19 protein-coding genes are annotated in these 25691 nt (G+C 52.8%); 9 read left to right on the top strand and 10 right to left on the bottom strand.

Translation table 11 applies throughout. From position 1 onward, the window contains the following. The first annotated feature begins 6 nt into the window (after window positions 1-6). Window positions 7-228 (top strand): hypothetical protein, encoded by a 222-nt coding sequence (locus TIRI35C_RS00690; RefSeq protein WP_188201372.1) that lies wholly within the window; start codon window positions 7-9, stop codon window positions 226-228. Here TIRI35C_RS00690 and cca read toward each other — a convergent pair. Then, window positions 151-1518, bottom strand: a complete 1368-nt coding sequence (cca, locus tag TIRI35C_RS00695; RefSeq protein ID WP_188202895.1) for a CCA tRNA nucleotidyltransferase — start codon at window positions 1516-1518, stop codon at window positions 151-153. The genes TIRI35C_RS00690 and cca overlap by 78 nt on opposite strands. A gap of 73 nt (window positions 1519-1591) precedes the next feature. On the opposite strand from cca, the gene TIRI35C_RS00700 reads away from it, so the two are divergent. Then, window positions 1592-2911 carry an ATP-binding protein gene (locus TIRI35C_RS00700; protein ID WP_188201373.1) on the top strand — a complete coding sequence of 440 codons (1320 nt, stop codon included), beginning with the start codon at window positions 1592-1594 and terminating at the stop codon, window positions 2909-2911. On the opposite strand, the gene thpR is transcribed toward TIRI35C_RS00700, so the two are convergent. From thpR to TIRI35C_RS00740, 8 genes are all read right to left on the bottom strand, one after another. Continuing rightward, window positions 2875-3429, bottom strand: a complete 555-nt coding sequence (gene thpR, locus TIRI35C_RS00705; protein WP_188201374.1) for an RNA 2',3'-cyclic phosphodiesterase — start codon at window positions 3427-3429, stop codon at window positions 2875-2877. The genes TIRI35C_RS00700 and thpR overlap by 37 nt on opposite strands. Window positions 3430-3875: 446 nt before the next feature. After that, window positions 3876-4769, bottom strand: a complete 894-nt coding sequence (locus TIRI35C_RS00710; RefSeq protein WP_188201375.1) for a hypothetical protein — start codon at window positions 4767-4769, stop codon at window positions 3876-3878. Window positions 4770-4858: 89 nt separating this feature from the next. Further along, window positions 4859-5320, bottom strand: a complete 462-nt coding sequence (locus TIRI35C_RS00715; RefSeq protein ID WP_188201376.1) for a phosphoribosyltransferase — start codon at window positions 5318-5320, stop codon at window positions 4859-4861. Between the two features lie 132 nt (window positions 5321-5452). Beyond that, the gene (locus tag TIRI35C_RS00720) at window positions 5453-8185 is read right to left on the bottom strand and encodes an adenosylcobalamin-dependent ribonucleoside-diphosphate reductase (RefSeq protein ID WP_188201377.1); all 2733 of its coding nucleotides are present in this window, start codon (window positions 8183-8185) and stop codon (window positions 5453-5455) included. Window positions 8186-8374: 189 nt separating this feature from the next. Next, a complete protein-coding gene (locus TIRI35C_RS00725; protein ID WP_188201378.1) occupies window positions 8375-8809 on the bottom strand; it encodes a ferritin family protein in 435 nt (144 codons plus the stop codon). Then, the gene (locus TIRI35C_RS00730) at window positions 8806-9624 is read right to left on the bottom strand and encodes an HAD-IIA family hydrolase (protein WP_188201379.1); all 819 of its coding nucleotides are present in this window, start codon (window positions 9622-9624) and stop codon (window positions 8806-8808) included. The genes TIRI35C_RS00725 and TIRI35C_RS00730 overlap by 4 nt, the downstream gene beginning before the upstream one ends. A 48-nt stretch (window positions 9625-9672) precedes the next feature. After that, on the bottom strand, window positions 9673-11604 hold the full coding sequence (locus tag TIRI35C_RS00735) for an ArnT family glycosyltransferase (protein ID WP_188201380.1): 1932 nt from the start codon (window positions 11602-11604) through the stop codon (window positions 9673-9675). 218 nt (window positions 11605-11822) lie between these two features. Next, on the bottom strand, window positions 11823-14180 hold the full coding sequence (locus TIRI35C_RS00740; RefSeq protein ID WP_246454629.1) for an oligosaccharyl transferase, STT3 subunit: 2358 nt from the start codon (window positions 14178-14180) through the stop codon (window positions 11823-11825). 102 nt (window positions 14181-14282) lie between these two features. On the opposite strand from TIRI35C_RS00740, the gene TIRI35C_RS00745 reads away from it, so the two are divergent. The 6 genes from TIRI35C_RS00745 (at window position 14283) to TIRI35C_RS00770 (ending at window position 23533) form a co-directional block, all read left to right on the top strand. Next, window positions 14283-15407, top strand: a complete 1125-nt coding sequence (locus tag TIRI35C_RS00745) for a glycosyltransferase family 4 protein (RefSeq protein ID WP_188201381.1) — start codon at window positions 14283-14285, stop codon at window positions 15405-15407. Beyond that, on the top strand, window positions 15397-16515 hold the full coding sequence (locus TIRI35C_RS00750) for a glycosyltransferase family 2 protein (RefSeq protein WP_188201382.1): 1119 nt from the start codon (window positions 15397-15399) through the stop codon (window positions 16513-16515). The genes TIRI35C_RS00745 and TIRI35C_RS00750 overlap by 11 nt, the downstream gene beginning before the upstream one ends. Then, window positions 16515-17588, top strand: a complete 1074-nt coding sequence (locus tag TIRI35C_RS00755; protein ID WP_188201383.1) for a glycosyltransferase family 4 protein — start codon at window positions 16515-16517, stop codon at window positions 17586-17588. Before TIRI35C_RS00750 ends, TIRI35C_RS00755 begins: the two co-directional genes overlap by 1 nt. Before the next feature lie 322 nt (window positions 17589-17910). Continuing rightward, window positions 17911-20427 carry a DUF2808 domain-containing protein gene (locus TIRI35C_RS00760; RefSeq protein ID WP_246454630.1) on the top strand — a complete coding sequence of 839 codons (2517 nt, stop codon included), beginning with the start codon at window positions 17911-17913 and terminating at the stop codon, window positions 20425-20427. 106 nt (window positions 20428-20533) lie between these two features. After that, window positions 20534-21265 (top strand): carbohydrate binding domain-containing protein, encoded by a 732-nt coding sequence (locus TIRI35C_RS00765; RefSeq protein ID WP_246454631.1) that lies wholly within the window; start codon window positions 20534-20536, stop codon window positions 21263-21265. A 12-nt stretch (window positions 21266-21277) separates the two neighbouring features. Then, window positions 21278-23533 carry a hypothetical protein gene (locus TIRI35C_RS00770; RefSeq protein ID WP_394354777.1) on the top strand — a complete coding sequence of 752 codons (2256 nt, stop codon included), beginning with the start codon at window positions 21278-21280 and terminating at the stop codon, window positions 23531-23533. A gap of 1 nt (window position 23534) precedes the next feature. Here TIRI35C_RS00770 and TIRI35C_RS00775 read toward each other — a convergent pair whose 3' ends face one another. Then, on the bottom strand, window positions 23535-24524 hold the full coding sequence (locus tag TIRI35C_RS00775) for a DUF1616 domain-containing protein (RefSeq protein WP_188201385.1): 990 nt from the start codon (window positions 24522-24524) through the stop codon (window positions 23535-23537). 264 nt (window positions 24525-24788) lie between these two features. Here TIRI35C_RS00775 and TIRI35C_RS00780 point away from each other — a divergent pair, with 264 nt between their 5' ends. Next, complete coding sequence (locus tag TIRI35C_RS00780; RefSeq protein ID WP_188201386.1) at window positions 24789-25688, top strand: hypothetical protein; 900 nt, start codon at window positions 24789-24791, stop codon at window positions 25686-25688. Window positions 25689-25691: the final 3 nt, after the last annotated feature.

Consider the following 25691-nt stretch of genomic DNA (forward strand, 5'->3'; position numbering starts at 1 on the left):
GAGGGGATGGGGTTGGAGAAACAGAACCGTCGTGAGGATGTGTCTGCTCTGGATCCCATGCTGATGAAGCTCGGTGGAAAGCAGTACCTGAAGCTCAAACGCATACTCAAGGATGCAGAGAAGATGGGAGTGGGAAAGAAGACCCTCCTATTAGCCCTTCAGATTCCACTTCTCTCTGCTCAGGAAGAGGTAGGCCTCGTCCTCCAGCTCCTTCGGAACGTAGTTTAGAAGGACGTCCGCCCCCTTAATTGCTTCCCTTATCCCCTTTCCAAGCCCCACCTGGTTCTTTTCAATGAGCTCAGTTATGACGTCTATGACGTTTTCCTTAACCCTTTTCTCCGCGAAGAGCCTCTTCCCTCTAATCCACACCCGCTCGTTCTTCCGGTAGAAGTCCCATCCCCTCTCCGTGAAGAACTCCGGGCCGGGCTTTATCTTCACCCTCTCCCTTTCCCTGCGGTCCACTTCCAGCATTATGAACGCCTTCCCCGAGGAACGCCCGACGTTCCATCCCAAAACGTTGAATCCTTCCCTTGAAAGGGCCTTCTCAAAGCCCCTCGCGCTCCTCTCCAGCTGGGGAAGTAGGACGTCCTCGACAAGGTTGGGAGCATCGAAGGCCAGCGTCACGAGGTGGGTCCCTTTCTTCCTCAGCTCGGCGAGGTAGTCCTCTACTTCCTGGCCCTTCGGGAAAAAGAACTCCTCCCCGGGGCTCTCCAGGAACTGGTAAGCTTTGAAGTAAAACCTCCCGTACTTCTCCCAGCCCAGATTTGCCGCGACGTTCCGCCTCGGATCAACCGGATCTATTACTATGAGAGGTTTGTCGGCCTCGGCCTCGCGTCTGACCGTTTTCATGGCTAGCTCATACTCCCGCTTGAGCCAGTTACCGGGGTCGATTATCTTCTGTCTCAGCATGAAGTCGGCGTTTTTGAGGACTTCGAGGAAGGAACCGTATTTGATAACGAGGATCTCCGCAAAATATCCAGAAAAGCCCCGGATGTATATCTCGCTCCCGTATGCTCTAATCCCCTTCAGAAAGCGCTTGAGGAGCCTTACCTCGTCGTTCCTGCCCCCAAGGTTTTCGAGAACCCAGCGGTTGTGGAGTATCGAGCGGTCCACGGCTGTTCTCACGTCCCTCCAGCTCTTCACGTCGTAGCAGGGAACGAGGTCAACCTTAACCCCCCTATAGCGCGCCCTCACGTAAGGATGTTCTGCGTAGGCGATTTCGTAGAGGTCGAGCCTCTCAGCGATGGCTTTGCCGAGTTCCAGACCTTTTTCCCTGAGTTTTTCGAGAGGAGTGTCGAGCGGAAAGGTGAGGAAGAGGTCAACGTCGTGGTCTCCAGCCAAGTAAGTGTCCTTGGCGAGGGAACCGACGAAGTGGGGCTTAACGTCGAGGCCCAGGCTTTCGATGGTTTCCTCTGCTATGGCCTTCAGTTCCATCATCAGGCTTTCCACGAAGGCCCTCTCCTCCTCAGTTGGGCGGATTTTGTCTAGAATTTCCCCAATGATGTCATCGGTGTCCATACTCTGCACCTATTGATACTTAGCTATCAAAACATTTATATATCTTTTGTTACCAAGCTGTCAATGATGTGAGATGGAGGATCTGGCCGTCTTACAAAACCCCTGGTGGGCTGACCCCGATGCGATATACGAGGATGAGCGGGTTAGGAAAGCTCTCTCCAGAAAACCAAGGATTGGCTATCGTTTCGAGCCGCTCAACAAAATCCTGATCGGCCCGAGGCAAGTCGGCAAGACCACTTACATGAAGCTCTCTATAGCGAACCTCATAGAATCGGGAGTTAGCCCGAGAAACATCTTTTACTTCTCGTGCGATCTCCTGAGGGACTATCGTGAGATAGTTTCGGTTGTTAAGTCGTTTCTCCGGAGTGTGAAGGGAACGGCTTACGTTTTTCTCGATGAAGTCACTTTCGTTGAGGGCTGGGAGCGGTCGGTTAAGTTTCTCTTAGATTCTCCCCTTTCATCAAAGATGATACTCCAGGTTACGGGCTCAACTTCCGCAGGGATAAGGAGAGAGAGCTTTCCCGGGAGGAAGGTAAAAGTCGAGGAGTTCCTTCCACTGGACTTTAGGACGGTTTCCCTTCTCTTTGAGCCAAAACTGAAGAATATCAAACTCCCCCACGGACTTCCAAAGACGGGCAGGGAGTTCTACGAAAACGCCCTTGAGCTCTATCCCTACCTCGAAGTTCTGAGCGGGGCACTTGACTTTTACCTCTCCTCAGGAGGCTATCCCAGGTCAATCTACGAACTCCTGGAAGGCAGGATAACCTCGGAAACATATGAGATGATATACAACGCCACGGTTCTCGACGTTGTCAAGCTCGGAAGAAGCGAGAGAATAGCACTCTCAATAATACTGGGCCTCCTCCGCCGCTATGGTGACAGGATAACCTTGAACTCCCTCGCTAAGGAGCTTGAGATAGGCTCTCATGTTACAGTGAGGGATTATCTCGAACTCTTTGAGGAGCTGTTCATTGGGCGGAACTACTTCCAGGTCAAACTACATGAGCTCGTCCCCATGTTTCGAAAGGAGCGTAAATTCTACTTTGCCGACCCCCTACTCGTTCAAACCTTTAGGAGGCTCTTTGGGAAGGGGCCCGAGACCGATAGGATAATTGAGGGGGTTGTTGGCGAACATCTGAAACGCCTGTACCCCACCTACTTTTTCAGCGGTTCCAGGGAGGTGGACTTTATAACTGCCGGCTTTGGAGTTGAGGTTAAGTGGAGGAATAGAGTTAAGTCTTCGGACTTTCCAAGGGTTGGGATAAAGGAAAAGATACTCCTTTCAAAGGACAAGCTTGAGTTCCTTGAAGAAAACAACCTCGCGATAATCCCGGTTCCACTCTTTTTATTTCAGCTTCACCCGGCCAGCTCGAACCTCGCAACGGTCTCGTAAATCGGTCCCTTTGGAGTCAGCGTGCTCTTCTTCAGCTCTATGGCCTCGACATCGAACTCGCCGAAGTCTTCATTGGCAAGGTCTTTGAGCGCCATCGCCAGCTCAACCTTATCGCGCACGAACTTCACCCTGCCTATGGTTATGTGCGCCACGAAGTCCTTGACCTTTTTGAAGCCCAGGCGGCGCATCTCCTTCTCCACATCGGCCGCTATCGCCTTTATGCCCTCGTCGTTCTCTATTCCCGCCCAGATGACCCTAACATAGTTCGGGTTCGGGAAGACGCCTATACCCTTAACGCGAACGCGGTGCTTTTTGTGCTTCTTTGCTATCTCAGCTAAAGCTTTCTTAACATCTTCAGCTAAAGCTTCGTTAATCTCCCCAAGGAACTTAAGCGTTACATGGAAGTTCTCGCGCTCGACGAACTTTATCTTTGCTGACTTGCTCCCTATTCTCTCCTGGGCCTTGAGAAGGTTGTCGCGAACTTCGTCGCTCACATCGATAGCAATGAACGCCCTCATACCACCACCGAGAAAAGTTGGGGGGAGGGGTTAAAGGGGTTTCGAATTTCTTAAACTTCACCACCCTAGAAGCCACATCAGGATGAACGCTATTACTCCGATTTCCCACATGGTACCCAGTGGCAAACTGTCCCCATGTTTTGACTTTGTGTGCTTTAGGTGGAATATTGCTAAAATGTAGAAAAAGATTAGGAAGTCCAAAATTGTCCTGTAGTTCATTTTCACATCCCTGGCTTAGTTTTCGTTTTGTGGTTAAGAAAAATTAATAATGGCGGTAACGGAGCCACAAACTAAAAAGAATCGCCCCAAAAAACAAGGCGATAGCAGCCCACATCTGCTTAGCATGGTCTTTTGTCCGTAATCCCACTATCCCAAAAGCAAGGGAATAAATGAAAAAGAAAACTCCAACGAGTACATCCATCGTGTTTGCGTTCAAGGGCATCACCTTAGTTATGCCATATTATTGTCTGTCCCAGTACGTACTTCACGTAGATACCTTTATGACCCCCTAGTGCATCTATAGTATAAATAACTGTCGCGCTGGCCATCAATGCTGCTGCCGCTATAAGGGCAATACCTGCAGGAACCCCAGTATAAATTAAATATGCTGCTATCGCACCAGCTGTGGCTGACCCCTTCTCCAATATACTAACGATATCTTGTGTTTCCTGTTCAGTGAATACAACTTTCCATCCCCACCAGTGGGGTCCATCAAATGATGCGTCTGGATGGATTATGTCTCCTTTGAACGGGGCTGTGGAGACGGGCTGATAATAGGTTATTCTTTTGAATGGCTGGGACAGTTCTTGTATCTCACTCTTAGTGTACCTGTGAATCCTGACATTACCATCTGTCACAGTTTTAACGACAATATTGTTCTCGGTGGTTTTTATAATCCGTGAGAGGCTTATGGATTTCCCATCGTAGATGCCCACTATTGATCCCTTGGGGGTGTGTATGGTGAATGCATAGTATGAACTGGCCTTATAGCCCTGAATATTTTCAATAGAAATCTCAGTTCTTGGTATTCCCAAGGCCGGGAGTTCATCTGAGACTATGGACAGTATCTTTGATTTATCTGTTTTAGATAGAGGGGATACTCGGAGCTGAATTGGTGTGTACTGGTTTTTTGAAACCACAGCGGTTGCACTAGCACTTCCAGCCGTCACTCCCACCATCAGCAGTCCCAGCAGGACTGCCAACAGGGGCTTCCACCGCAAGTGGTCCACCTCCATGGGTTGTCTGCACTCAACACTGTGCAACTTTTCCTTATAAATTTTTCCGTTTACTATAAGTAAGACTTCTTCCTTTTTTTTCGAGTATAGATTTATTCTAACCATTATTTTCCTCTTAGAACGAGCCAAAAGAAGTCAGAGTAAAAGAGTTGCATAGCGATGCAACGGAAAGTGTGGGAAGAGAGAAGAAAACCTCACTCCCTCACCACAACCGGGAACTCCTCCCAGGGGAAGACTATCCACTTGTCGGTGCGGAAGACATAGAAGTCCGGAACCACCTTCGTCCAGGGCTTCATGCTGAGGCACGCTACCTTAACCTCGCTCGCCCCTGCCTTCTTGACCTCCTCGATGACGACTTCGAGGGTCTTCCCGGTGTCGCTGACGTCGTCCACTATAACGACCTTCTTGCCCTCCAGGGAGCCGTGGAGGGGGATGGTTATGAGCGGCTTCTCCATCCTCTCCTCGATGTCCTTGTAGAACTTTACATCTATCACCTTGACCTCTAAGTCACCGAGGATGTGGCTGAGCCTCACGGCCGGGATGAGTCCGCCCCTCGCGACGCCGACGATAACGTCGGGTTTATACTCCCTCAGCCTGTCTGCGAGCGCAAAGATGGCCCTGTCAATCTGCCACCAGGTGAGGTAAACTTTGTCCATGTTAACACCTCCGAATAGCGTGAGTTTTGACCCTCACAACTTAAGGCTTTTGGATGATGGATAGAAGTTAAAGTCCTTCGCTTAAAAAGCCTCCGTTGGCAGGAAAATGTTAAAATTAAGAAAAGATGGGGATCAGCTGATGACACACTTGCTCCAGCCGCATCTTGGACAGGTAGCACAGCCACTCTCCATCTTCAGCTCAACGAGTTCCCCATCCTGCTCGTAGCATACCGGGCAGTACGCGATACCCAGGAGTTCCTTTATCTTCTCCTCGGGGACATCGGAGGGTTCCGTGTGATGGGGATGCTCGTGGGCCTGCGGCTTGGGCGCCGTGACGTGGGGGACCGAAAAGGTAAGCCCCATGCTCTCGGTTTTCTCCTTCCCGTTGGTGCCGTTGAGTATGGCCTCCACGTTGATGAACTTTGAGAGCCAGGGCTCGGCTTCAACGACGGCTTTAAGCTTCTCCACCGCATAATCGCTCGGCTTGGCCTTGACGCGCTGCTTCTTCTCCCCTTCGACGCTGTAGACCTGCACCGAGAGTGAGCCGTCGCGGTAGACGGTTATTCCCTTACAGCCGAGCTTGTAAGCTAAGAGGTAAGCGGCCTTGACATCCTCGACCGTTGCATCGTTCGGCATGTTGATGGTCTTGCTCGCTGAATCGGTGAGCCAGAGCTGGATGTTGGCTTGAGCCAATATGTGGTCGAGCCAGTGGATGTCCATCGAGGTGACGAAAACGCGCTGTACCTCCTCCGGAATCTCCTCCAGGCCCTGAACCGAGCCGTAGTTGTCGCTTATCTTCTTTAGTATCTCGTCGCTGTACAGTCCCCTCTTCTTCAGCTCGGACTCGAAGACCGGATCGACGTAGTAGAACTCGCCGACGGTGACGCTCTTCTTGTAGACGAGGGCAAATATCGGCTCGATTCCGCTGGATGTGTCTGCTATCATGCTAACCGAGCCGGTTGGCGGGCATGTGGTTACCATTCCGTTTCTAACCCCAAACTTCTTGATCTCCTCGGCCAGTTCGTCCCAGGGCAGGTTCCATATCTCGCGGTGGTAGAAGCCCTCAACCGGCAGTTCGCCGTCCTTGTATTTGCTCTCCTCGTAGAGCGGGAAGGGCCCGCGCTTCTTGGCCGCCTCGACGGAGTACTTGTAGGCGTAGAAGGTGAGGTACTCGGTGGCCTTCCTCATGAAGTCGTAGCCCTCTTTGCTGTTGTAGGCTATGCCCAGCTTGAAGAGGGCATCGGCAAGGCCCATCATGCCGACGCCTATCCTTCTCGTGAGCTTGGTGTTCCTGTCTATCTCGGGGAGCGGGAACTTGTTCACATCGATGGCGTTGTCCAAGTACTTGGCGACCTTCTGGATTACATAGGCGTACTCGTCCCAGTCGAAGTAGGGCTCTCCGTTCTCGTCGTACTTCACGAACTTTGCGAGATTTATTGAGGCCAGATTGCACGATTCGTAGTCGTAGAGAGGCTCTTCCCCGCATGGGTTGGTCGCGCGGATTTTCTCGCCCTTCGCCGGCTCCAGAACGTTTCTTTTGTTGATGACGTCGAAGAACACAACACCGGGATCGGCCTTCGCCCAGGCCATGAAGGCGAGTTCTTCAAAGAGGCTCTTGGGGTCGATTTCCTTTGCCCTCTCGCCCGTCCTCGGGTTGATGAGCGGGTAGCGCTTTCCCTCTCTGAGTGCCTCCCAGAAGTCGGCCCAGATGCCGACGCTGATGTTGAAGTTGCTGAGCACGTTGGTTCCGACGTTCTTCTCCTTGGCGTGGATGAACTTCTCTATGTCCGGGTGCCAGACCTCGAGGATGCCCATGTTCGCGCCCCTTCTAACGCCGCCCTGTTTGATGACGTCGCTGACGGCGTCGATGAGGTGCATGAACGAAACAGGGCCACTCGCTGCTCCTGCCGTTGTTCCAACAAAGTCGCCCTCAGGGCGGAGTTTTGAGAAATTGATTCCAGTGCCTCCGCCCATCTTCTGTATCATTGCCACATCGTGTGCCGCCTTCATGATGCTCTCCATGTCGTCCTCTATCGGGACAACGAAGCACGCCGAGAGCATTCCAAGGGGTCTCCCAGAGTTGATCAGCGCTGGGGTGTTAGGCATGAACACCTGGCCCGTCATCAGCCTGAGGTACTCCTCCACCTCGTCCTCGTAGTGGTCGAATGCGCCGTTTTCGAGCATCTTTATTACATCGTCGATCGGCACCTTCATCTGGCCCTTCTCAGCCAGCTCGCGGTAGAGGCGGAGGAGCCTCTCGAAGTGGTATTTGTTGAGCTTGAACCTTCCGATGGAGAGCTTTCCGTCGTACTCGTCAATGGTTCTCAAGTACTCCTCAACCCTGCCTAAGTCCTGCTCGTGATTCCCCTCCTTGTCAAAAACGCGCTCGTCGTAGAGCAGGTCTGGGATGACCGAGAGAACCGCGACGCGCTCGAAGAGCTCCCGGGGGCTCTCAACTATCTCCCCCTTCTCGTTCTTTATCAGGTAGCGGGAAGCTAAGACACGGAGAGCGTTGATTGAGAAGCGCTTGTCTATCTCATCCAGCCTGTCCTTGTTGAGGATTTTCTTCTTCTCCTCCCTGATTTCGGCCTTCTTCTTGCGGTAGAGTATGTAGGCCTTTGCGACATCGAAGAGTCCGGCGCGCATGAGTTCAAGCTCGACTATATCCTGAATGTTTTCTATATGTGGGGTTTGGCCGTCGTACAGCTCGTTGACTCTCCTGACGACCCTTCTAACGACTTTGTTGAGGAGCTTTTCGTCGCGGACGCCGACTTCAAGCATTGCCCTCTGTATAGCCCACTTTATACGCTCTTTATCGAACGGGACGATTCTGCCATCTCTTTTCATCACTTTTTCAACTGGCATATAAACACCCCTGACATACAGTTATCTATCGTTGCCCCTGTTAGGAGAAGCATCAGCATGCCCCTATGGTGCGCCCGGTAAATATACCTTGCCCCACCCAGTGTTGCCATGGTGACGAATTTGGGCTTCAAAATTTGCCCGGAGGGTGAAGGGATAGAAAAATGGGATGTCGGATAATTTATCCATATGTCAAAGGGTTTCGTAGACCAGTTTAAGCCGGTAGGCGTGTTTTAGCTCCTCCCCGGCCATCATTTTGAATATGTGTCCCAGGGAACCGCCCAGTATTTGGGCGAGCTTTGTGTAGAGCTCGTAGGCATGCTTCTCCCTCACGAGGGCGTCGAGCACCAATTCCTCGAGGCTATCAGGCTTTGCCCTCTCATCACCCAACATTGGTTCGAGGGACAGGGAATCGAGGTAGTCTATGACCGCGGTTCCCTCCAAACTTCCCTCGGCGAGCAGTGCCTCGAGGGTTTTCCTGTGCCTCAGCTCTTCCTCAGCCATCAGCTGAAACGTCTCCACCAGATCGGGCCTCTCAAAGGTGGCGAAGGTCTCACCGAGCTTGTGAAGGTTGTACAGCTCGTTCTCCTGCCAGACCAGCCTCTCAAGGAGTTCCCCAAGTTTCATTCCGATGCCTCCACGAAGGTCTTCAGGTAGTCGAGGAGCTCTTTAACGCTCGGAAGGATGATGTTTGGAACTATGCCGGTTTTTTCAACATCTCCCGGCGTGTTTACCCCCGTCAGAACCATTACCGCCTTCATGCCGAAGCGTTTGGCGAAGACGATGTCTGTGTCGAGCCTGTCGCCGACCATCCAGATTTCATCAACGTCCCCGAACCCTCTTAGCCTCTCCCTGGCCACCTCGAAGGCCGGTTCGTTGGGCTTGCCTATCACCAGCGGCTCCACGCCCGTTGAGGCCCTCAACGCGGCTATTATCGCCCCGGCCCCGGGGTGAATACCGTCCTCTGCGGGGTACGTGGTGTCTGGGTTGGTGCCTATGAACCCAGCGCCGTTCCTTACCGCCAGCGTGGCGTACTTGAGCTTCTCGTAGGTCAGCTCCGGGTCGAGGCCGACGACGACGTATTTGACCTCTCTCCATCCTCCATTTCTGGCTTCATCGACGCCAACGATCCCCCATCCTAGGCGCTCCATCTCCCTGTGCAGCCCTTCCCCGCCGATGACGAGGATTTTCCCCGGTTCGAGGTGTTTTTCCATGTAGAGCCTCGTTGCCAGGCCGGAGGTTACTATCGCCTCCTCGGGGACGTCTATGCCCATGGAGAGGAGCTTTTTCCGGTACATGGAGGGATCCTTTGTGGAGTTGTTGGTGAGGAAGATGAAGGGAATACCCCTATCCCTCAGGAATTCTATCAACTCCCTGGCACCGTCAACCGGTTTGTTTCCCCTGTAGAGAACGCCGTCCATGTCGAAGATTAGACCTATCATCTACAATCACCCGCTTGATGTTGGTGGAGTCGTTGGGGGTTTTAATGATTACCTACGCTTTTGGGTCCCGTTGGTTATGATGGCATGGCTTTCATCGTTGCATACTGTGCTCACAATAGCCCGATTGTACCCGTCGTTGTGAATTTCATCGACTTCAAGACGCTCCCCGCTTGCGGGATCCCAGAATCCAAGCCGTATTGTGTAGCACCCGCTGGGGATCTGGACTACGTAGGATTCTGTTACTGTATCGCCTGGTTGCCACGATGAAGTGGGGCATTTTCCTCCACAGGGGCCGTGATCCTGCTGGAATTTCGCGTCTATACTCCCTTTGGGGGTGAAATGGACAAAGATGATATAATCTTTTTTGACCTTTTTGAGGGATTTCCAGGTGTATGTTATTAGAACCGTGCTCCTTGAGATTTCACTTAGATTGTATATACAGAACCTTGTCAGTTCGATGCTGTTTCCGAAAACTGCAGAGATGTTCTCGCAGTTATCACTGTCAGACTTCTCTTCGGGGAGGGGAGTACTGTTCCTCCTTGCATACAATACTCCAATAGCCCCGTCTGGAAATTTGTATCTGGATACTGGATAGAACTCTCTGGTGATGTTGTTGTACTTTTTAAATATTGCCCGAGCTCTCTTCACATAGTCAAGTGCCCACGGCTCCGATAGGAATCCTCCCTCTGTGTAGAGCACGTAATCTGCCGATAGTAAGGGAATTATATTCCTCTCATTGGTGGGTTCTATGACATCTATGTGCTTGTCTTCCATCAAACTTCTGTATCTCAATGGCCAGGAGATCCATGGATTCTGGGCCAGAATATAGAGTGTCACGGGATCGTCACTTGTATCGTTGATGTCTGCAAGTATCTCCTTAATGTTCCAATCCCTTTCGTCTGTCTTCAGGTACTCCGCCCATTCAACATGACCGAAAATCCTGCTCTCATAGAATCCGGTTGCAAAAATTCTGCCCCCTGATACTGGGATCATGTTAGGATCCTCTATGAGTGTTCTCTGGGAGATAACGCCCTGAAACGTTAGAACGTTCACAATTCCAGATACCATTAAGACGATGGTAACTGCAATTGCTGCATATTTTTTTCGTTTGAATATCTTGTGTATCCCTATCCCAATCACCAGTCCCATAAATGGTATCATGGGCATGAGGAACCGGGGTGCTTTGTTTCTAGTCAATGTGAATATCAGGAACCCCGTGATTATTTGAATAATCAGGAGGCTCTCAAAGTCGTCTTTTCTAAGCTTGAGGACTACAATGAACATCCCAATTAACACGATGGTTCCAAGTAGCCCGAAATAGTAATTTATGCTTGAACTGGGGTAATATATGAAAGATTGCAGCGTTAGAATTGGGGGATCCCCTTCAAGGGCACCGCTGACTTGGCTGTTGTACTTTAGTGCCGAGAGCAGGGCTTTGAAGTTCGGTATGTACCACCAGCCCGCCACCAGTACTGCCAAAACGCTCAGCGTAAGGAGGTTCTTGAGCTCATTTTTTCTTTGTTTCAGGATTCCTCTTATCCCGAGGGTCAGAGGGCTGATGGACAGGTTCAACTCGTAAAAAACCGGAACCATGACAAAGATCGGAAAGGTCCACTTTGCCAGTAGTCCCGCCCCTAGAGAAATCCCCGAGAGGACGGAGTATCTTCTTGATCTGAAACCGTTGCTCTTTAGGAGTAAGTACCAGGTTAGTACTGCCATGGCGGTAAGGGGGATGTCCAGCATGAATGTTATTGCCTGATCCAGGATTAGCGGGGAAGTTAGGACCGCAAACACTGCAATAATGGAGGGGACTCTGCTTCCAGTAAACTCCGAAAGCTTGTACAACGCGTAGACCAGTATCACAATGAACACGGCGTTTTCGATGAATATGCCGACTCTGGGATCTGGGCCTGTAATCGCGTAGATCGGGATGGGAATTAACGTTGCCAGTGGGGGATAGTATCGGTCTATCGTTATCATGGAGTGAGGGGATAGGGTTCGGATGGCTTGATAATATTTGATGCTGTCCATAAAATGGATCGCCGGATCCCATATCATCGGTGTCATAGTCGTGCCGAAGACATTAGTCAGTATCAACACGATGAAAAGTGTTGTGATTACTATTATTGTGCTCTTTTCTATACCTTCATTCAAGGAGGCTTTCATTTAACATCCCCCTAACAGGGAGGGATATTGATTTAAATATCTTTTGTCCTAAATGTGCCTCTATCCAGCACCTTTCCATTCCTTTCATAGGTATATCTCACGACGGCACTGCCTTCTAGCCCAGGGGGTAGAGGGAACTCATCCAACCCCCTCACGTCGTAGCTTTCCTCGAAGACCCTAGTGCCGTTGTCCATAAAGCCCTCGAGTATCAGGCGCGTCCCAGTGGCGTTCGCGAACTCCAGGATAATCTTTCCTTCTCTGGAAACAACGGCCACGTTGGGGTGTTCGAATCTGAAGATCTTGACGTATCCTCCGTCGGAGTACACCATGCGGTATCCTGGCAGGCTCTCCGTGAACATCAGCCTTGCGAGGGTTGTGTTGAAAGCTTTCCAGTTCATAAGGACTGCGTAGCCGTAATTCAGGTTTATGTACACGAAGGCCTCCGCCTTTGGGCCCCCTGTGACGTTTACAGCCTTTGCGCCATGTCCCCCCTCCACGAAAGCCCCCAGCGGTGAGAACGCGCTTCCACCCACGCTGACAATGATGTTCCAGCCGTTCTTTTCAGGCCGGGCCGTTATTGAGTACCCGTCCTGCGCGAAGATCAGAGTGTTCCCGCTCTCTTCAACCAGGGGGATCGGTACCATCGGGTAGTCCTTAACCGGAACCCCTGCAGTCTTCAGCACCGCCGGGAACTTGAGGACGGTGTCGTAGGAGACGATGACATAATCAACGCCGAGGTTCATCAGCTCTTCCTCGCCAACGAGGCCGAGGTAGTACTTTGCCGTCAGTTCGTCAGGCACGCCCCTGGAGGGGGTTGCCCTGTGGGAGAAGTACGTCACCCAGTACCCCTGGTCCCACCAGGTGAGGACGACATCGTTTTTGCTGGATGTTTCCTCGAGCACCTTAAGGGCGGTCTCCCATTTCTCGTTCACGAAGGGCCTTGCGTTCAGCGTGTGCTGGATCCCCAGGACGCCCGACGGTATTATCAGGAGTGCCACCACCGCTGCGGTGATGTATTTCCTATTCCTGATATTTTTCTCTCTCAGGAGATTCATCAGCTCGACCGTCCCGATCCCTGCCAGAGCCGCCACCGCCAGCGAGCCGATGAACAGGAATCTGGTCCAGAGAACCATCATAATGAGCCCTGGAATTGCGAAGCCCAGAACGATGAAGTCAGGTATCTTGACCTGTGAGGGCCTCATACGGAGGGCAAAGAAGGGAGTTGCGAGCAGGAGGGTTCCGTAGGAGATCCATGCGTCCCTCAGGGACGTCCTCTGGGTCTCGGCTATGGCTTCGTCCCCGAACCTCTGGAGGAACGTCAGAAACACGCTCTCGATTAATCCCCTGTAGTGGATCCCCATGATTACTCCTGCGAGCGTTATGATGGCTACGAGGGCCACCCTATGGCGGGTATCTCCCAGAACGTGTGAGGCCGCGAGGAGGAGGACTATCAGCAGCACCATGAGGGGAACGGCGTATTTCAGGTATGCGAGCAGGAAGGCGTCCTTCACCAACCCAAACTCCAGGCCCAGCTTTTCTGCGGCCGCAGCTCCGTCCGGACGGTTCCAGCCGAACATTCCGTAGCCAAGGTGGGGGCCTAGGGAGTTTGCCATCAGGGCGCCCACTGCGGTTGACAGGGTCAGAGCGAGGGAATCAACGAAAGCCCAGGGTTTTCTGAGGAGCAGGCTCCCCAGGGCTAGGAAGGCCGCGTTGGCGAGCAGGAGTACGAATATCAGATAGTAGGCACTCCAGAATCCTGCGGCCAGCCCTGCCGCGAGCCCGGGGATCAGGTAGAGGATGAGCACCCCGCGTCCCAGCTTCTTTCTGAGCTTTGGGGAGAGCGCCAACCCGATCCCCAGGAGTGCCAGGGAGTACCAGAGCAGCAGGTAGTTGTCGCCGCGGTAGTAGTTCGCCATCGAGCGGAAGATGTGTCCGAAGGAGATCGCCATGAATACTGCTGAGAGGGCGGCTTCTGTGTTGCTGTACAGGTTTTTTATGGCGATGTACGCGAAGATGATGGTCACGGTGCCCACTATTGCGGGGGTCACGCGGAATGCCTCACCGATGGATACTCCAAGGGGGGAGAGAAGTTTGTACAGGTAGAATGGCGGCATCCAGAACCACTTCGGATGGAACTGGTCAATCAGCATTCCCCAGGGTGCGTTGGCGTAGGGGAAGAAGTTTACCCAGCTCCCCAGGGCGGCGGAGTACTCGACGTATGTCGCATGGAAATATGTGTCATAACCCAGAAAGTAGCTGAACCTCATGGGTATCAGACGGAGGATAAGGGCTAGGAGTATTATACCCGGAAGAAGATACCTTGTTTTTATAAGGCTCCCCAGACCAACCCTGGGCTCCCTGGTTTTTGGAGTATCCACTTGAATCCCCACGGGGATACCTTCGGCTGGAGTATTAAAAAGTATTGTGTTTTCATCGTGTGAGGGGATATTTTTAAATTGGGTAGTTACTAGCTCTAGTGGGGAGAGTCTGGAATGAGGATAGCGTTCATCTACGATGCCCTCTACCCAGAGGTCAAGGGAGGCGTGGAGCGAAGGCTCTACGAACTCGGGAAGCGGTTGGCCAGAAAGCACGAGGTTCACTGGTACACCTTTGGATGGTGGGGGGGTAAAGGGACTATTGAGAGGGATGGGATAACGATCCACGGCCTGGGGAAGCCCGTTGAGCTGTACATGGGCGGTGTAAGGAGCCCCCTCGAGGCCTTGCAGTTTTCCCTGAGGGTGCTCATGGGAGAGGTTGACTCGTACGATGTGGTGGACTGTCAGGAGTTTCCTTACCTTCACGCCTATCCCTCCAGATGGAAGTTCAGCGGCTCCGAGGCCTTCGTGATAACCTGGCACGAGTACTGGGGGGAGTACTGGAACGAGTACCTTGCCGCGGGCTCTTCCGTTGGAGGAGCCATTGAGAGAAATCTCCTGAAGCTGACGGAAAATCACCTCGTCGTTTCCATGCACACACTGCACAGGCTGAAAGGGTTGAGGAGGCTCAACTTCGGCCTCGTCCCCAACGGGATAGATTTCGAGTTTATCCGCTCGGTTGAGCCGCATCCCGAACTGTGGTACGACGCGGTCTTCGTTGGTCGCCTCATCGAGCACAAGAACGTGGGGCTCCTCCTCGAGGCTCTGCGCATAATACTGCGTGACGTTCCCTCGTTCCGGGTTGGAATCGTGGGGGACGGCCCCATGAGGGGAGAGCTTGAGCGGATGGCCCGTGAACTGGGGGTTGAGAAGAATGTGGACTTCCTCGGCTTTCTTCCGCGTTTCGAGGAAGTAGTTTCCGTCGTCAAATCCTCGCGGGTCTTCGCGTTCCCTTCCCTCAGGGAGGGATTTGGGATAGCCGTGCTGGAGGCCAACGCTGCCGGCATTCCGGCGGTCGTTGTCAGTGCCCCAATGAACGCCTCCGCAGACCTCATCATCGCGGGCAGAAATGGTTACGTCAGTGACCCTACCCCCGTGGACTTTGCAAGGAAACTCTTATTAGTGTGGGAGGACTCTCACCGCATGAGGCGTCCTTCCGTTTCATACGCCCGCAGGTATGACTGGGACAACGTTGCAAATCAGCTTGAAAGGTATTACAAAGGTGTTGTCAATGGAGCCTGAGATAACGGTAGTACTGCCCACTATGAACGAGGAAGAGGCAATATCCATAATGCTGCCCCGTATAAAGGGTGTCCTCGAAAGGATGGGCGTTCCCTATGAGATAGTAGTCGTTGATAAGAGCACCGACAGGACGCCTGAGATAGCGAAATCCATGGGGGCACGCGTGATAATGCAGGAGGGGAAGGGCTATGGCGATGCCTACCTGACGGGTTTCAGAAACGCTCGGGGCAGGTTCATCGTGATGATGGACCCCGACGGTAGTTACGACCCCGGGGACATCCCGAAGCTCCTAGAACCCCTCTTCAGTGGGGAAGCGGACTTCGTCATGGGGACCCGCCTTAAAGGGGAGATGGATGATGGGGCCATGCCGTGGCTCCACAGACGCATTGGGAACCCCCTCCTCACGTGGATACTCAACTTCCTCTTCAAGGCGGGCATAAGCGATGCCCACTGTGGCATGAGGGCGATACGAAAGGATGCCCTTGAAAAACTCCCCCTCCAGTGCAAGGGGATGGAGTTCGCCAGTGAGATGGTTATAGAGGCCGCAAGGAGGGGCCTTCGCACGGTGGAGGTTCCTATAAGGTACCACCCCAGGATAGGAGAATCCAAACTCAGTTCCTTCAGGGATGGGTGGAGGCACTTAAGGCTCATGCTTCTCTATTCTCCCTCATACCTCTTCCTTCTCCCGGCGGTAGTTTTCATGGCCCTGGGTGCCGGTCTGATGGGCTACGCGTACTTCATCAAGCCCGAGAGGCTCCACACCCTTATCCTCGGCAGCGCTCTGACTCTTTTAGGCTTCCAGATACTTGGGTTCGGAATCTCCGCCAGGGTCTATGCCGTCAAGGAGGGCCTCGACGAGCCCACCCGCCTGACGAGGTTCTTCATGAGGTACTCTATACTAGAGGAGGGTCTGCTCGTTGGCGGCCTGATGTTCCTCGTCGGCGTGTTCCTGGGAATCTACATCTTCCTGGAGTGGAGCTCGTCCGGTTACGGGGCCCTCTTCATGCTCAGGGAGGCCGTCCTGGTGCTCACCCTCACTACCCTGGGGCTGTCGGTGATATTCTTCTCATTCTTCATCAGCATCTACATGCTGAAGGGGGAGCATTGATGGGACGGCGCAGGATCCTTGTGGTTTCTCCCTATTTTTATCCAGAAGGCGGCGGACTGGAGAGATACGCCCTCGACATGGCCAGGGCGCTATCCGGTGAGAACGAGGTCGAGGTTCTCTGCATGACCCGGGGGGAGGGGGGTATTGATAACATTGGTGGAATTAAAGTTCATCGCGTTAAACCGGGTCTCGTTGTTTCCAACACTCCCCTGAGCCTGAAGTTTGTCATGAAGGTGGCCTCGATGATCCAGGGTGTGGATCTCATTATCGCCCACACGCCGGTTCCCTTCGCGGCAGACGTTGCTTCCTTTCTGGCCAAGCTCATGGGGATCCCTATCAGGATTGTTTACCACACCGTCGGGCTCAAAAAGGGTGCCGGCTTTCTTGATGCCCTTGCCGGGCTGTACTCCGCGACCCTGGAACGGTTCACCCTCTGGGGGGCTGAGATAATAGCCGTTTCAAAAACGGTCTGGGAGTATCTGCGGGGGAACGGCTACAATCCACGAGTTTCCCATCCTCAAATCGGCCTTCCCGAGCACGCCTCCAGGCAGAGGGGCCGCTCCAGGGAAAAGGTGATTCTCTTCGTGGGGCAGCTCGGGAGGTACCACAGGTTCAAGAACCTCGACCTCCTGATAAGGGCGTTCTCTGAGCTTTCGGCCGAGTTTCCGGAGTGGAAGCTCTGGGTCGTCGGGGATGGTGATCTTCTTGATGAGTACAGGCAGATGGCCCTTGAGCTCGGCCTCGGTTCGAGAGTCCGGTTCTTCGGCAGAATCGACGACCCTGAGGAACTGGCGGGAATATACTTGAAGTCGGGGGTTCTCGTTCTCCCGTCTTCCTTCGAGTCCTTTGGAATGGTAGTCGCCGAGGCCCTGGCCTTTGGTGTTCCTGTCATCGTGTCCCCCCATGCAGGGGCGAGGATTCTGGTAGAATCCGGCAAGAACGGCTTTGTTTTGGGGGATTTAAGCGTGCCGGTTCTTGTCAATGTTGTAAGGTTGATGATGGACAATCCTAAGCTTCTGCGGAAAATGTCTGTCTTGGCTCGCCTTGGGTTTGAATCTCAACCTGATACTTAATATTTAGTTCTTGAATGTTACCTGCTGTACCTTGAAAGGGTCCCATTGTATGTATTGTTGCATACTGTTGAATCAGAAATGGTACATTGTAAATAATTACTCTACACTAGAATTACAATTGGAAATTATCGATGTTAAGATTCTACTAAATTTGATGTTTTTCTCTTCTTAAACCTTACACGTAATCTACGCACAATTATCTGGTTACTAATTACAATCTATCATATGAGTGTTGTTAATCAAAGAAAAGCTTATATATTCTAAAACACTATATGACGAGTGGGGTTACCCCCCGGTACCGGGATAGAGAGGTGAATATGGTATGAGAAGGAAGACCCTTAGTTTGTTGTTGGCTTTGTTTGTTTTAGTGGCTGCAGTACCTGCTGCAGTAAGTACTTCGCTGCCAACAAGCCCGATAGTTATGGCGCCGCTTCAGGATGAGTCCCTGCCGGACATCTACTTCATAAACCCGCCGCAGCTCTCCAACGACACCACCGGCGCCACGAACGTTCAGCTGACCCTGTACTTCAACAACTCCCTGCTTGACCTGCCTGGAGGCGGCCAGGGTCTCATAAAGATCGGTTTCACAGGACTGGCGCCGTTCAACGTCACGGGAGTCACCCTGGTCGCATTCAAGATAAACGGCGTTGACAAGATGTCCCAGGTCGTTAACGTCGTCCGCTACCAGCAGGATCCCACCGATCCCAACGTTCAGTCGGTGTTCATCTACGTCACATCGCCGATAGCCGTAACGGATAACGTTACTATAATTCTCGGAGGCCTCAAGAACCCGACGATCCCGGGAACATACACCATCAGCGTTGGTACCTACGTCGCTGGCAACATGAGGTCATCGGGTGTTGATAAGGTCGTCATCAAGGGCCCCAAGCCACCGCTCAACCTTCCGAAGCCGTTCCTCATCGGCTGGCACTACAACTACTCCGAGTGCGGTGGCTGCAGCCCGGACGAGCACTATGACATCCTCGACAAGACCTTCGTTAAGTACCTTGATGACGGTCCTGTTTACACGATAAGCTACCCGCTTCACTACACGCTTGACTGTGATGAGAGCAGGTTCGACTACAACGTCTACGCCTGGAACCTCAGCTACCAGAACCTGACGTTCAAGGGAATGAAGATATTCGTGGACAACGAATTCAGGTACTGGCTCCCGGCCGAGTACTTCCAGACCTACAAGGAGTGCGTCCTTATCAGCGATGGCAAGGTCAGCCATGGTGTTATAACCGAGGACTTCACCACCAAGGTTCCGGCCGGTGAAGATGACTACCTCCACGGCTGGACGCTTTCGAACGGATTCGAGCACGCCGAGCCTGCTGACATGGTTGTCTACTACAACAGAGGATACGGATGGGCCCTCACCACCTATCCAACCAGCTACCAGATCGACAACAACAGCTACATAATGACCGACGCAATGCCACTCATCGATGGCACCAGCGCTGACGTTAAGACTTATACCGGAACCGTTAACGCCACGTTCTCATATGCCCTTGCCCTTGACCCGAACGTCACCGTTACCCTCCAGTACATGGTGTACGACCCGGTGAACGGTTGGGGCAGCTGGACTGACCTTATGAGCCTCACCGAACAGGACAACACCCCGTACTCCACGGCCTCCGTTAACTTCTCGGTTAGTGGGGTTACCATGATCAAGTTCAGGTTCGTGGTCACCTACACCAACGTTGACCAGTTCACCAAGCCCGGTTTCGCCCTCTTCAGCTTCAACGTCATCAACGAGTACGTGAAGGACTGCGACACGTTCTACGCCGTCAACGAGCTTGACAACAACATAACCACGCTCTTCGTGTACAACCTTAGCCAGATACTCCGCGAGTACCTGTCCCCCGGTATGGAGAAGACCATCGAGCTTGAGGCCATATACGAGCTCCACGGCGAGCAGCTTGAGAAGTACGACCCGATACAGGTTGCCACCCAGGACTTCACCGTTAACAGGAGTATCTGCCTTGAACTTGGCCTCTGTGACGTCCTCCGGAACGCTAGGTACATAGTCGAGGGTGGCGGAAGCTGGGCCCCAGGTTCACCGCAGCCGTACTACGGCTGGAGCTTTGACGCCAACCAGAACCCGGTCATAACCACCGGTCACGGCACCCTGGCAGCCGACAACCTCGGTGTGCTGTTCTACCTCAGCCAGGCCGGTGCCAACGCCAGCAGGGTAATCTTCGACGACAACCCGCAGTACGTCGACCTGACCACCGGTGAGATGCCTGGCCTCCAGCCTGGTGACATCGTTATACTCGTCGGTGGCAGTGGAGTCAACCTGCCGCTCGGATACTACGAGTACACCGAGGGCGTAGCGCCCGTCGTCAGAAGGCCGCCTCAGAACGGAATGTACGATGCGTTCGTGCTCCCGAACGGCACCGTTGTCGAGTGGGCTGGACCTGACGAGCAGTGGTACGACGTCTGGGAGGATGTCTTTGTCATCCAGTGGTTCACCACAGACGACGGCGTCCTGGTACTCTCCATTGAGGGCTCTGGAGTCGACGGTACGGTCGCTGCCTCCTGGCTCGTTGACTGGATAACTTACAGGGGTTACGGCTGCCAGCCGCTCCCGCCGAGCGGATACATAGTCGGAAAGTGGTACGAGGACGTTGCGGAGGGATTTCCGTGGAACCTCAATGTCTTTGCTCCTGCCTGGATCAGGGGAGCCCCAGACGATGTCAACGGCTTCAGCACCGGCGACGACATCCTTAAGATAGAGTACATGAGCGACCCAGGACTCTTTGGCCTTGAACCTGGAGATTGGGTCGTCACTTACAGCATCCCGAGCTGCAACTGCTACTGCAGGGAACCGTGGTGATTCTTGAGGGTTTCCTTTTTCTTCCTTTTCAAGTTTTGTCCTGACTTCTGGCAAAAGTTTTAAATTCTCTGGGTTTATCCTAGACGAGGGACACGTGGGGGTCTGTATGAGGCGGCGGTGGATTTATCCTCTGGCTCTAATTGCTGTGGTGCTGTTGGGGGCTTCCCTGCTGGTTGTGACGCTCAATCAGCCTCATTCTCAGGGTTACACCAAAGTCTATTTTGAAAGCGACATCTTCCCCAGGGTTGAGCCGAACAGGACGTACGAGCTTGCGTTCCTTATTGAGTCCCATGAGGAGGACGTCAGTACTTATGTGTATGCGGTTTACCTAGATAACTCCTCGATAGAAACCGGTAAGGTCACACTGAATCCGGGTGACCTCCATAGGATTCAATTCAGCTTTTCCATCGATAAGGTTGACTACTCCAAGAGAGTGCTGCTGAATGAAACGAGGACTCTGAAGGTGAACGGCTCTTCGGACGTTGTTGGTGCTCCACGGGCGTATGGCATCGATCTCGCGAAATTCAACCTCACCGGAGAAGACCTTATCCACGTTCTGGAGAACTTCCCCCTCATGTATGTTACCAACGAGACCTCGATTATCGTCAACACCACCAATGGGACCAGTATCTCAGACGTTTCCATGAGGAAAGACGGGGACAGGCTCATAGAGACTCGCAGGGAATTCAACCTAACACGCAGTGGCGACGGGTACGTGCTCTCTTTGAGAACGCTCAAGGTGGAGTACGTTCCCCGCCCTGTGGAGATACGGGTCGTTGTCGTCTCCAGTTCCGGAGAGAAATACTCCTTGAGGGCCCTTCTGGAGTCAGGGGGGTAAAGCAAGTTGGAAGTGGCCGTTCTTACCTTTGTCTTCATTTTGGGGGTGGTCTCGGTTATCCTGTGGGGTAAACTGGGCTGGGTAGGGCGGCTTCTTCTCCTGACGTTTCTCGCGTTTGTTCTTGGGTGCTCTATACGCTGCGGTTTCGGCAGGTACTTCACGGCGTTCGATGAGAGCTATTACATGTCCCTGATGGGGGATGTGTATTTCTACAGGAAGTGGCCGTTCTCTGGCTTTGTCCTCCCATTCCTCCTGATGGGGATATTCCATACCTTACGTTTGGAGCCCCTGCAGCTCGTCATCGCGTTTTCACTTGCTGTGTTTGTTGTGTACGTCCCCGTTGTTTACTGGTTCTATCGCAGGGTTGGCATCTCAAGGGAGGTGTCGATACTGTCGACCCTTGTGCTCTTCCTTTCGAGCTACTACATCTGGTCCGGGCTGGAGGTGAGACCCCAGCAGCTTGGACTACTATGGGGACTCCTTGTTACCGCTTACTATCTGGGCAGCCACAGGGAAATTCGGGATGCTGACTTCGTCGTGCTGCCGCTTCTGTTCGTTTTCATGGCTTTGATCCATATACTCTCCTTTGTTTTCTTCTCTGTGCTGTTGATGCTCTACACGGTGTACATATTGCTGTCAGGGGACCTCTCCGACGGATTATGGAGGAGGAATTTTCTACTTGCCTCTCTATCTTCGCTCGCTGGATTGCTCACGATCCTTTGGTTTCCCCCGTATGGCAGAATGGTGGGTGCAGTCATCTGGATCGTGGAGAACATGAGGCTCGTGAGTGCCCTCCACCTGTCACAGGGGCTTTTTAAGCTCCTTGCGGTCGGGGGTTATCTTCTAACTGTTGCTTTTGTGTGGTTGGTGGTTTCGTTCCTTCGCCAGAGGAGAGGGTCGCTTGTGAGAGCCTGGGGCTTCCTCGTTGGGATGGTGAACAGGTTCTTCGTCCCTATCCTGCTCCTAGCCGCGTTGGCATGGGGCGTCGCGGTATATCTCCAGTTCCTGCTGAACTCGGCCGTTTACAGCGCTGTTTACCGGGGGTCTCTGCTGGCCTTCGTGTTCTTTCAGCTTGGAAACATCTTTTTTGGCTTCATGCTTGTGTATTCCCTCCTCGATCGGATTCGCAGCGGAAAACTCCAGACCCTGGAGATCCTGGCGGTTTTGTGGATGCTGATCGGAGGTGCGATGCTTGCGATCTCGTTCATCATGCCGAAGACAGCGGGGGGCTGGGGCTTCAGCAACTGGCTCGTCAGGGTTCTCCAGTACTTTCCGGTCTTTGGTGCCCCCCTTGTGGCCAGGATAATCCACGAGGATCTCCGGCATCTTTTGGGGGAGCTCGACTCATTTTCGGCGAAGTTTTCGGGAATTGGGCTGACGATTCTCCTGGCTTCCCTGATATTCATCAGCGTCATGAACGTGGCTAGGCCGTCGGCGTTCTATACCTACGATGCGGTGATTACCGACGAGATCCTGGACGTGTCCCTTTACCATCTGAAGAACGATGGAATCGTCGCGTGGGGTGACGCCTCGGATTTCAGGAGTTTCGTGCTGCTAAACTTCTTCCGCGCGGTTTCCCCGGAAACCAAAACCACCACGTGGGACTCCGGCTATCCTTACCTTGTTCTCTCCTCCGACGATTTCAGGGTTTACCGGTCGTGGTACTCAACGTCCACGCTGGGGTCTCTGACCGGCCGCTCATTTTTCTCCCTCAGGACCTCTGGCTCCGACTCGCCTGACAGGGAAGCGGAAACTAGGTACTCTGTGCAGATTTTAAGGGGGGTGTACTCCCTGTCTCTGATGAACGATGCAGAATGTAGCTACCTTCTGGATTCAGACACTCCCCTTATACTCATTGGGGCTGGTTCGAATGACTGCACAGCTCTTCTTGAGCGCTCTGGCTCTTTGCCTGTTTCCATCGGGCCGGAGGGGGTTTCTACTCCTACGCACAGCTATCCTCTCCCTGAGGCCCCTGAGAACTGGTGGAATGTGAGGGAGGGATATTTTGTTATTCAGGCCGTCGAGAACCTTCAGGGCACGCCCATCCTTGCTATCGTGGGCACGAACGTGGACTCCACGATAGCAGGGGTCTGGTACTTCGTGAATGAAGTTTATCCGAGGATCAGGGGTGATTACTCCGATGTTCACTACATCGTTGGCCTGTGGAAGGAGGCGGACGATGACGTCTGGCCCGGTCTGAAGTTCGATTCCTCCGACGGCAACGGCTTCAGTCCCGGCGACAGGATAACGATAATAGAAAAGGGCTGATTCACGGTTTCACATCAACGTTAAGCTTGAGACTCTGTACCGTCCCGTTTATGGCTTCCAGTATGAGGTTCCTGGCTTCGGTTTCCGCGTAGTTCCCGTCCGCGGGGGCTGGGGGGAGCTCGGGTTCATCGTCCTTGAAGAGGAGGAACCACACCTGCCACCTGCCCGGCTTGTCTATGCTGAAGGTGTAGTTGGTCTCGAACTGGGGCGTCCAGTTGCCCTCGATGTTCACGGGGATCGACGGGAGGGTCACGTTGAACCAGCCCGGCATGGGGTACATCTCGTGTATCACCGTTGTGTTCGTTCTGTTGTCCCAGGTCAGGTTGACCTGCCATATCTGGACGTAGTAGGTCACGTTGCGGTGCTCGTGGTTCACTATTCCGATTATGACGGTTCCGTTCTGCCCCGCCTTCAGCTCGGTCGGGTAGTTGTCCGCTATCCCATCGGGCCCCAGAATGTAGAACTCGGTGAACGCCTCACCCGGCTTGGGGTGGGTTACCACGTAGCCGAGGGTTCCGATTGAGGTTATTATCGCTATTATCAGGATAACGGTCAGCGCTTTGTCAAGCCTGCTTGAGCTCTCCCACTCGAGCTCGTCCTTTATTCTCTCAAGGGTTATCCAGGGGACCCAGGGTTCGAAGGCCTTTGCCCTGCGGTAGATGGCTATGGTGGCAAAGGCGATGTTAAATATTGTGAGGCTGACGAGTATTGGAATGAGCCTTATTCCCCAGGGGGTGTAGTTGAGGCCGAGGCCAATGAGGGGGACTATCGCTATGCTCAGGCCAAAGCTTAGAGCCAACCTCTCAAGGTTGTCAAGCTCTGGCCTGTTGGGGAAGAGGGCCGTTATGAAGACGTAGCCCGGGAAGAAGAGGACGAATGTCAATCCAAGGAATTTTCTCAGAAGACTGTCTGGGGCGTAGAATATGAGCACATCAAGGATGATTGAGAGGACAATGATTGTGAGCAAATCCCAGTACTTCTTTGGATTCATTCCATCACCTCGGTAGAGTGGGATGGAAAGTTTAAAACGGTTTCCACGGGGGCGTTGTAGAGGTTCTTTGTTCTATTTCTGCCTGAGATTCCTTTTTGTCAGTTATTACCTTTGGGGGTTATGATGACTGTCCAAGAATGGGTGTAATACGCCAAAAGGTATTTATACCCGTTGTGTGCAATACTCAAAGTGTTGGAAAAGTCCCAACCCATAGCGGGTTCGCTGTGAACCCGAGTATGTGAGTAATCCCCGGGGGAGTTCAAGATGAGGAGGATAATCGCCCTGTTTGTGGGTCTGTTGATGCTCGGTGGAATGATGAGAATGGTGAGTGCACATTCAGTAACGGTTGATGGGGACCCAGCCGACTGGCTGGCTGACACAGGCACGCAGGCAATAAATACTTGGCAACTCTACAGTAGTGTTGGCGAGTGGGTATGGAAAGATAATGAGAGTGATGAGAGGACTGATTGGTCCACTCCAGATCCACGAGTTGATATAACGGAGTTCAGGGTTACAGCGGATGAACAGTACATATACTTCCTCATTAAATTCAATAACCTTGACGTTGTTGGCCAAGATGGTGCCCCCGGAATTATGATAACTATTGACACTGATCAAAGTATAGGATCCGGTGGAACTTACTTTGGTTACCTGTCTGAAACCCAAGTTGCGCAGAATGGAAATGCTAACTGGGAATATCAGTTGTTGATAGACCTATCCAGCAGCAGTGTTCAAAATAACCAGCCGGTTTATGGAGACGGAACTCCTGTGTGGGATAGTGGCTCTCCCCTAGACTTAGTGGACACCTCATGGGATGACGTCTCAACTTCTAGCGATGAGTTCGTCGCTTCAACTACCTACAATGCAGTTGAGGTAAAAATCCTGAAAAGTGAACTCGGAAATCCATCAACAATTAGGGTTGAACTTGCAGTGGTAAGGGTAAATCCTAGCGGTGATGCTTGGGATATTATTGGAGTGAGTGATGTGCTTGATGCTATGACTGACGTTAGCGGAAACACTTGGAATGAAGTGAAGGATGGGTATGTGGACTATTATGCTGATATCAACATATCTCAAGTCCCCTTCTTCAGCAATAACGTGGCAATGGCCGCCTTGACCTTCCTCCTCGTGCTTGGTGCAGTCTGGTTCTTCAGGAGGCAGTGACTC

The organism is Thermococcus camini (assembly GCF_904067545.1).
GTDB classification, from domain to species: domain Archaea; phylum Methanobacteriota_B; class Thermococci; order Thermococcales; family Thermococcaceae; genus Thermococcus; species Thermococcus camini.

Bases quoted from the DNA above. Each gene is read 5' to 3' on its own strand.
- TIRI35C_RS00715 (WP_188201376.1), bottom strand. From the start codon at position 5,320: ATGGACAAAGTTTACCTCACCTGGTGGCAGATTGACAGGGCCATCTTT.
- TIRI35C_RS00775 (WP_188201385.1), bottom strand. From the start codon at position 24,524: ATGAATCCAAAGAAGTACTGGGATTTGCTCACAATCATTGTCCTCTCA.
- TIRI35C_RS00745 (WP_188201381.1), top strand. From the start codon at position 14,283: ATGAGGATAGCGTTCATCTACGATGCCCTCTACCCAGAGGTCAAGGGA.
- TIRI35C_RS00730 (WP_188201379.1), bottom strand. From the start codon at position 9,624: ATGATAGGTCTAATCTTCGACATGGACGGCGTTCTCTACAGGGGAAAC.
- TIRI35C_RS00690 (WP_188201372.1), top strand. From the start codon at position 7: ATGGGGTTGGAGAAACAGAACCGTCGTGAGGATGTGTCTGCTCTGGAT.
- TIRI35C_RS00750 (WP_188201382.1), top strand. From the start codon at position 15,397: ATGGAGCCTGAGATAACGGTAGTACTGCCCACTATGAACGAGGAAGAG.
- TIRI35C_RS00725 (WP_188201378.1), bottom strand. From the start codon at position 8,809: ATGAAACTTGGGGAACTCCTTGAGAGGCTGGTCTGGCAGGAGAACGAG.
- TIRI35C_RS00760 (WP_246454630.1), top strand. From the start codon at position 17,911: ATGAGAAGGAAGACCCTTAGTTTGTTGTTGGCTTTGTTTGTTTTAGTG.
- TIRI35C_RS00710 (WP_188201375.1), bottom strand. From the start codon at position 4,769: ATGGTTAGAATAAATCTATACTCGAAAAAAAAGGAAGAAGTCTTACTT.
- TIRI35C_RS00780 (WP_188201386.1), top strand. From the start codon at position 24,789: ATGAGGAGGATAATCGCCCTGTTTGTGGGTCTGTTGATGCTCGGTGGA.
- TIRI35C_RS00720 (WP_188201377.1), bottom strand. From the start codon at position 8,185: ATGCCAGTTGAAAAAGTGATGAAAAGAGATGGCAGAATCGTCCCGTTC.
- thpR (WP_188201374.1), bottom strand. From the start codon at position 3,429: ATGAGGGCGTTCATTGCTATCGATGTGAGCGACGAAGTTCGCGACAAC.
- TIRI35C_RS00765 (WP_246454631.1), top strand. From the start codon at position 20,534: ATGAGGCGGCGGTGGATTTATCCTCTGGCTCTAATTGCTGTGGTGCTG.
- TIRI35C_RS00735 (WP_188201380.1), bottom strand. From the start codon at position 11,604: ATGATAACGATAGACCGATACTATCCCCCACTGGCAACGTTAATTCCC.
- cca (WP_188202895.1), bottom strand. From the start codon at position 1,518: ATGGACACCGATGACATCATTGGGGAAATTCTAGACAAAATCCGCCCA.
- TIRI35C_RS00700 (WP_188201373.1), top strand. From the start codon at position 1,592: ATGGAGGATCTGGCCGTCTTACAAAACCCCTGGTGGGCTGACCCCGAT.
- TIRI35C_RS00755 (WP_188201383.1), top strand. From the start codon at position 16,515: ATGGGACGGCGCAGGATCCTTGTGGTTTCTCCCTATTTTTATCCAGAA.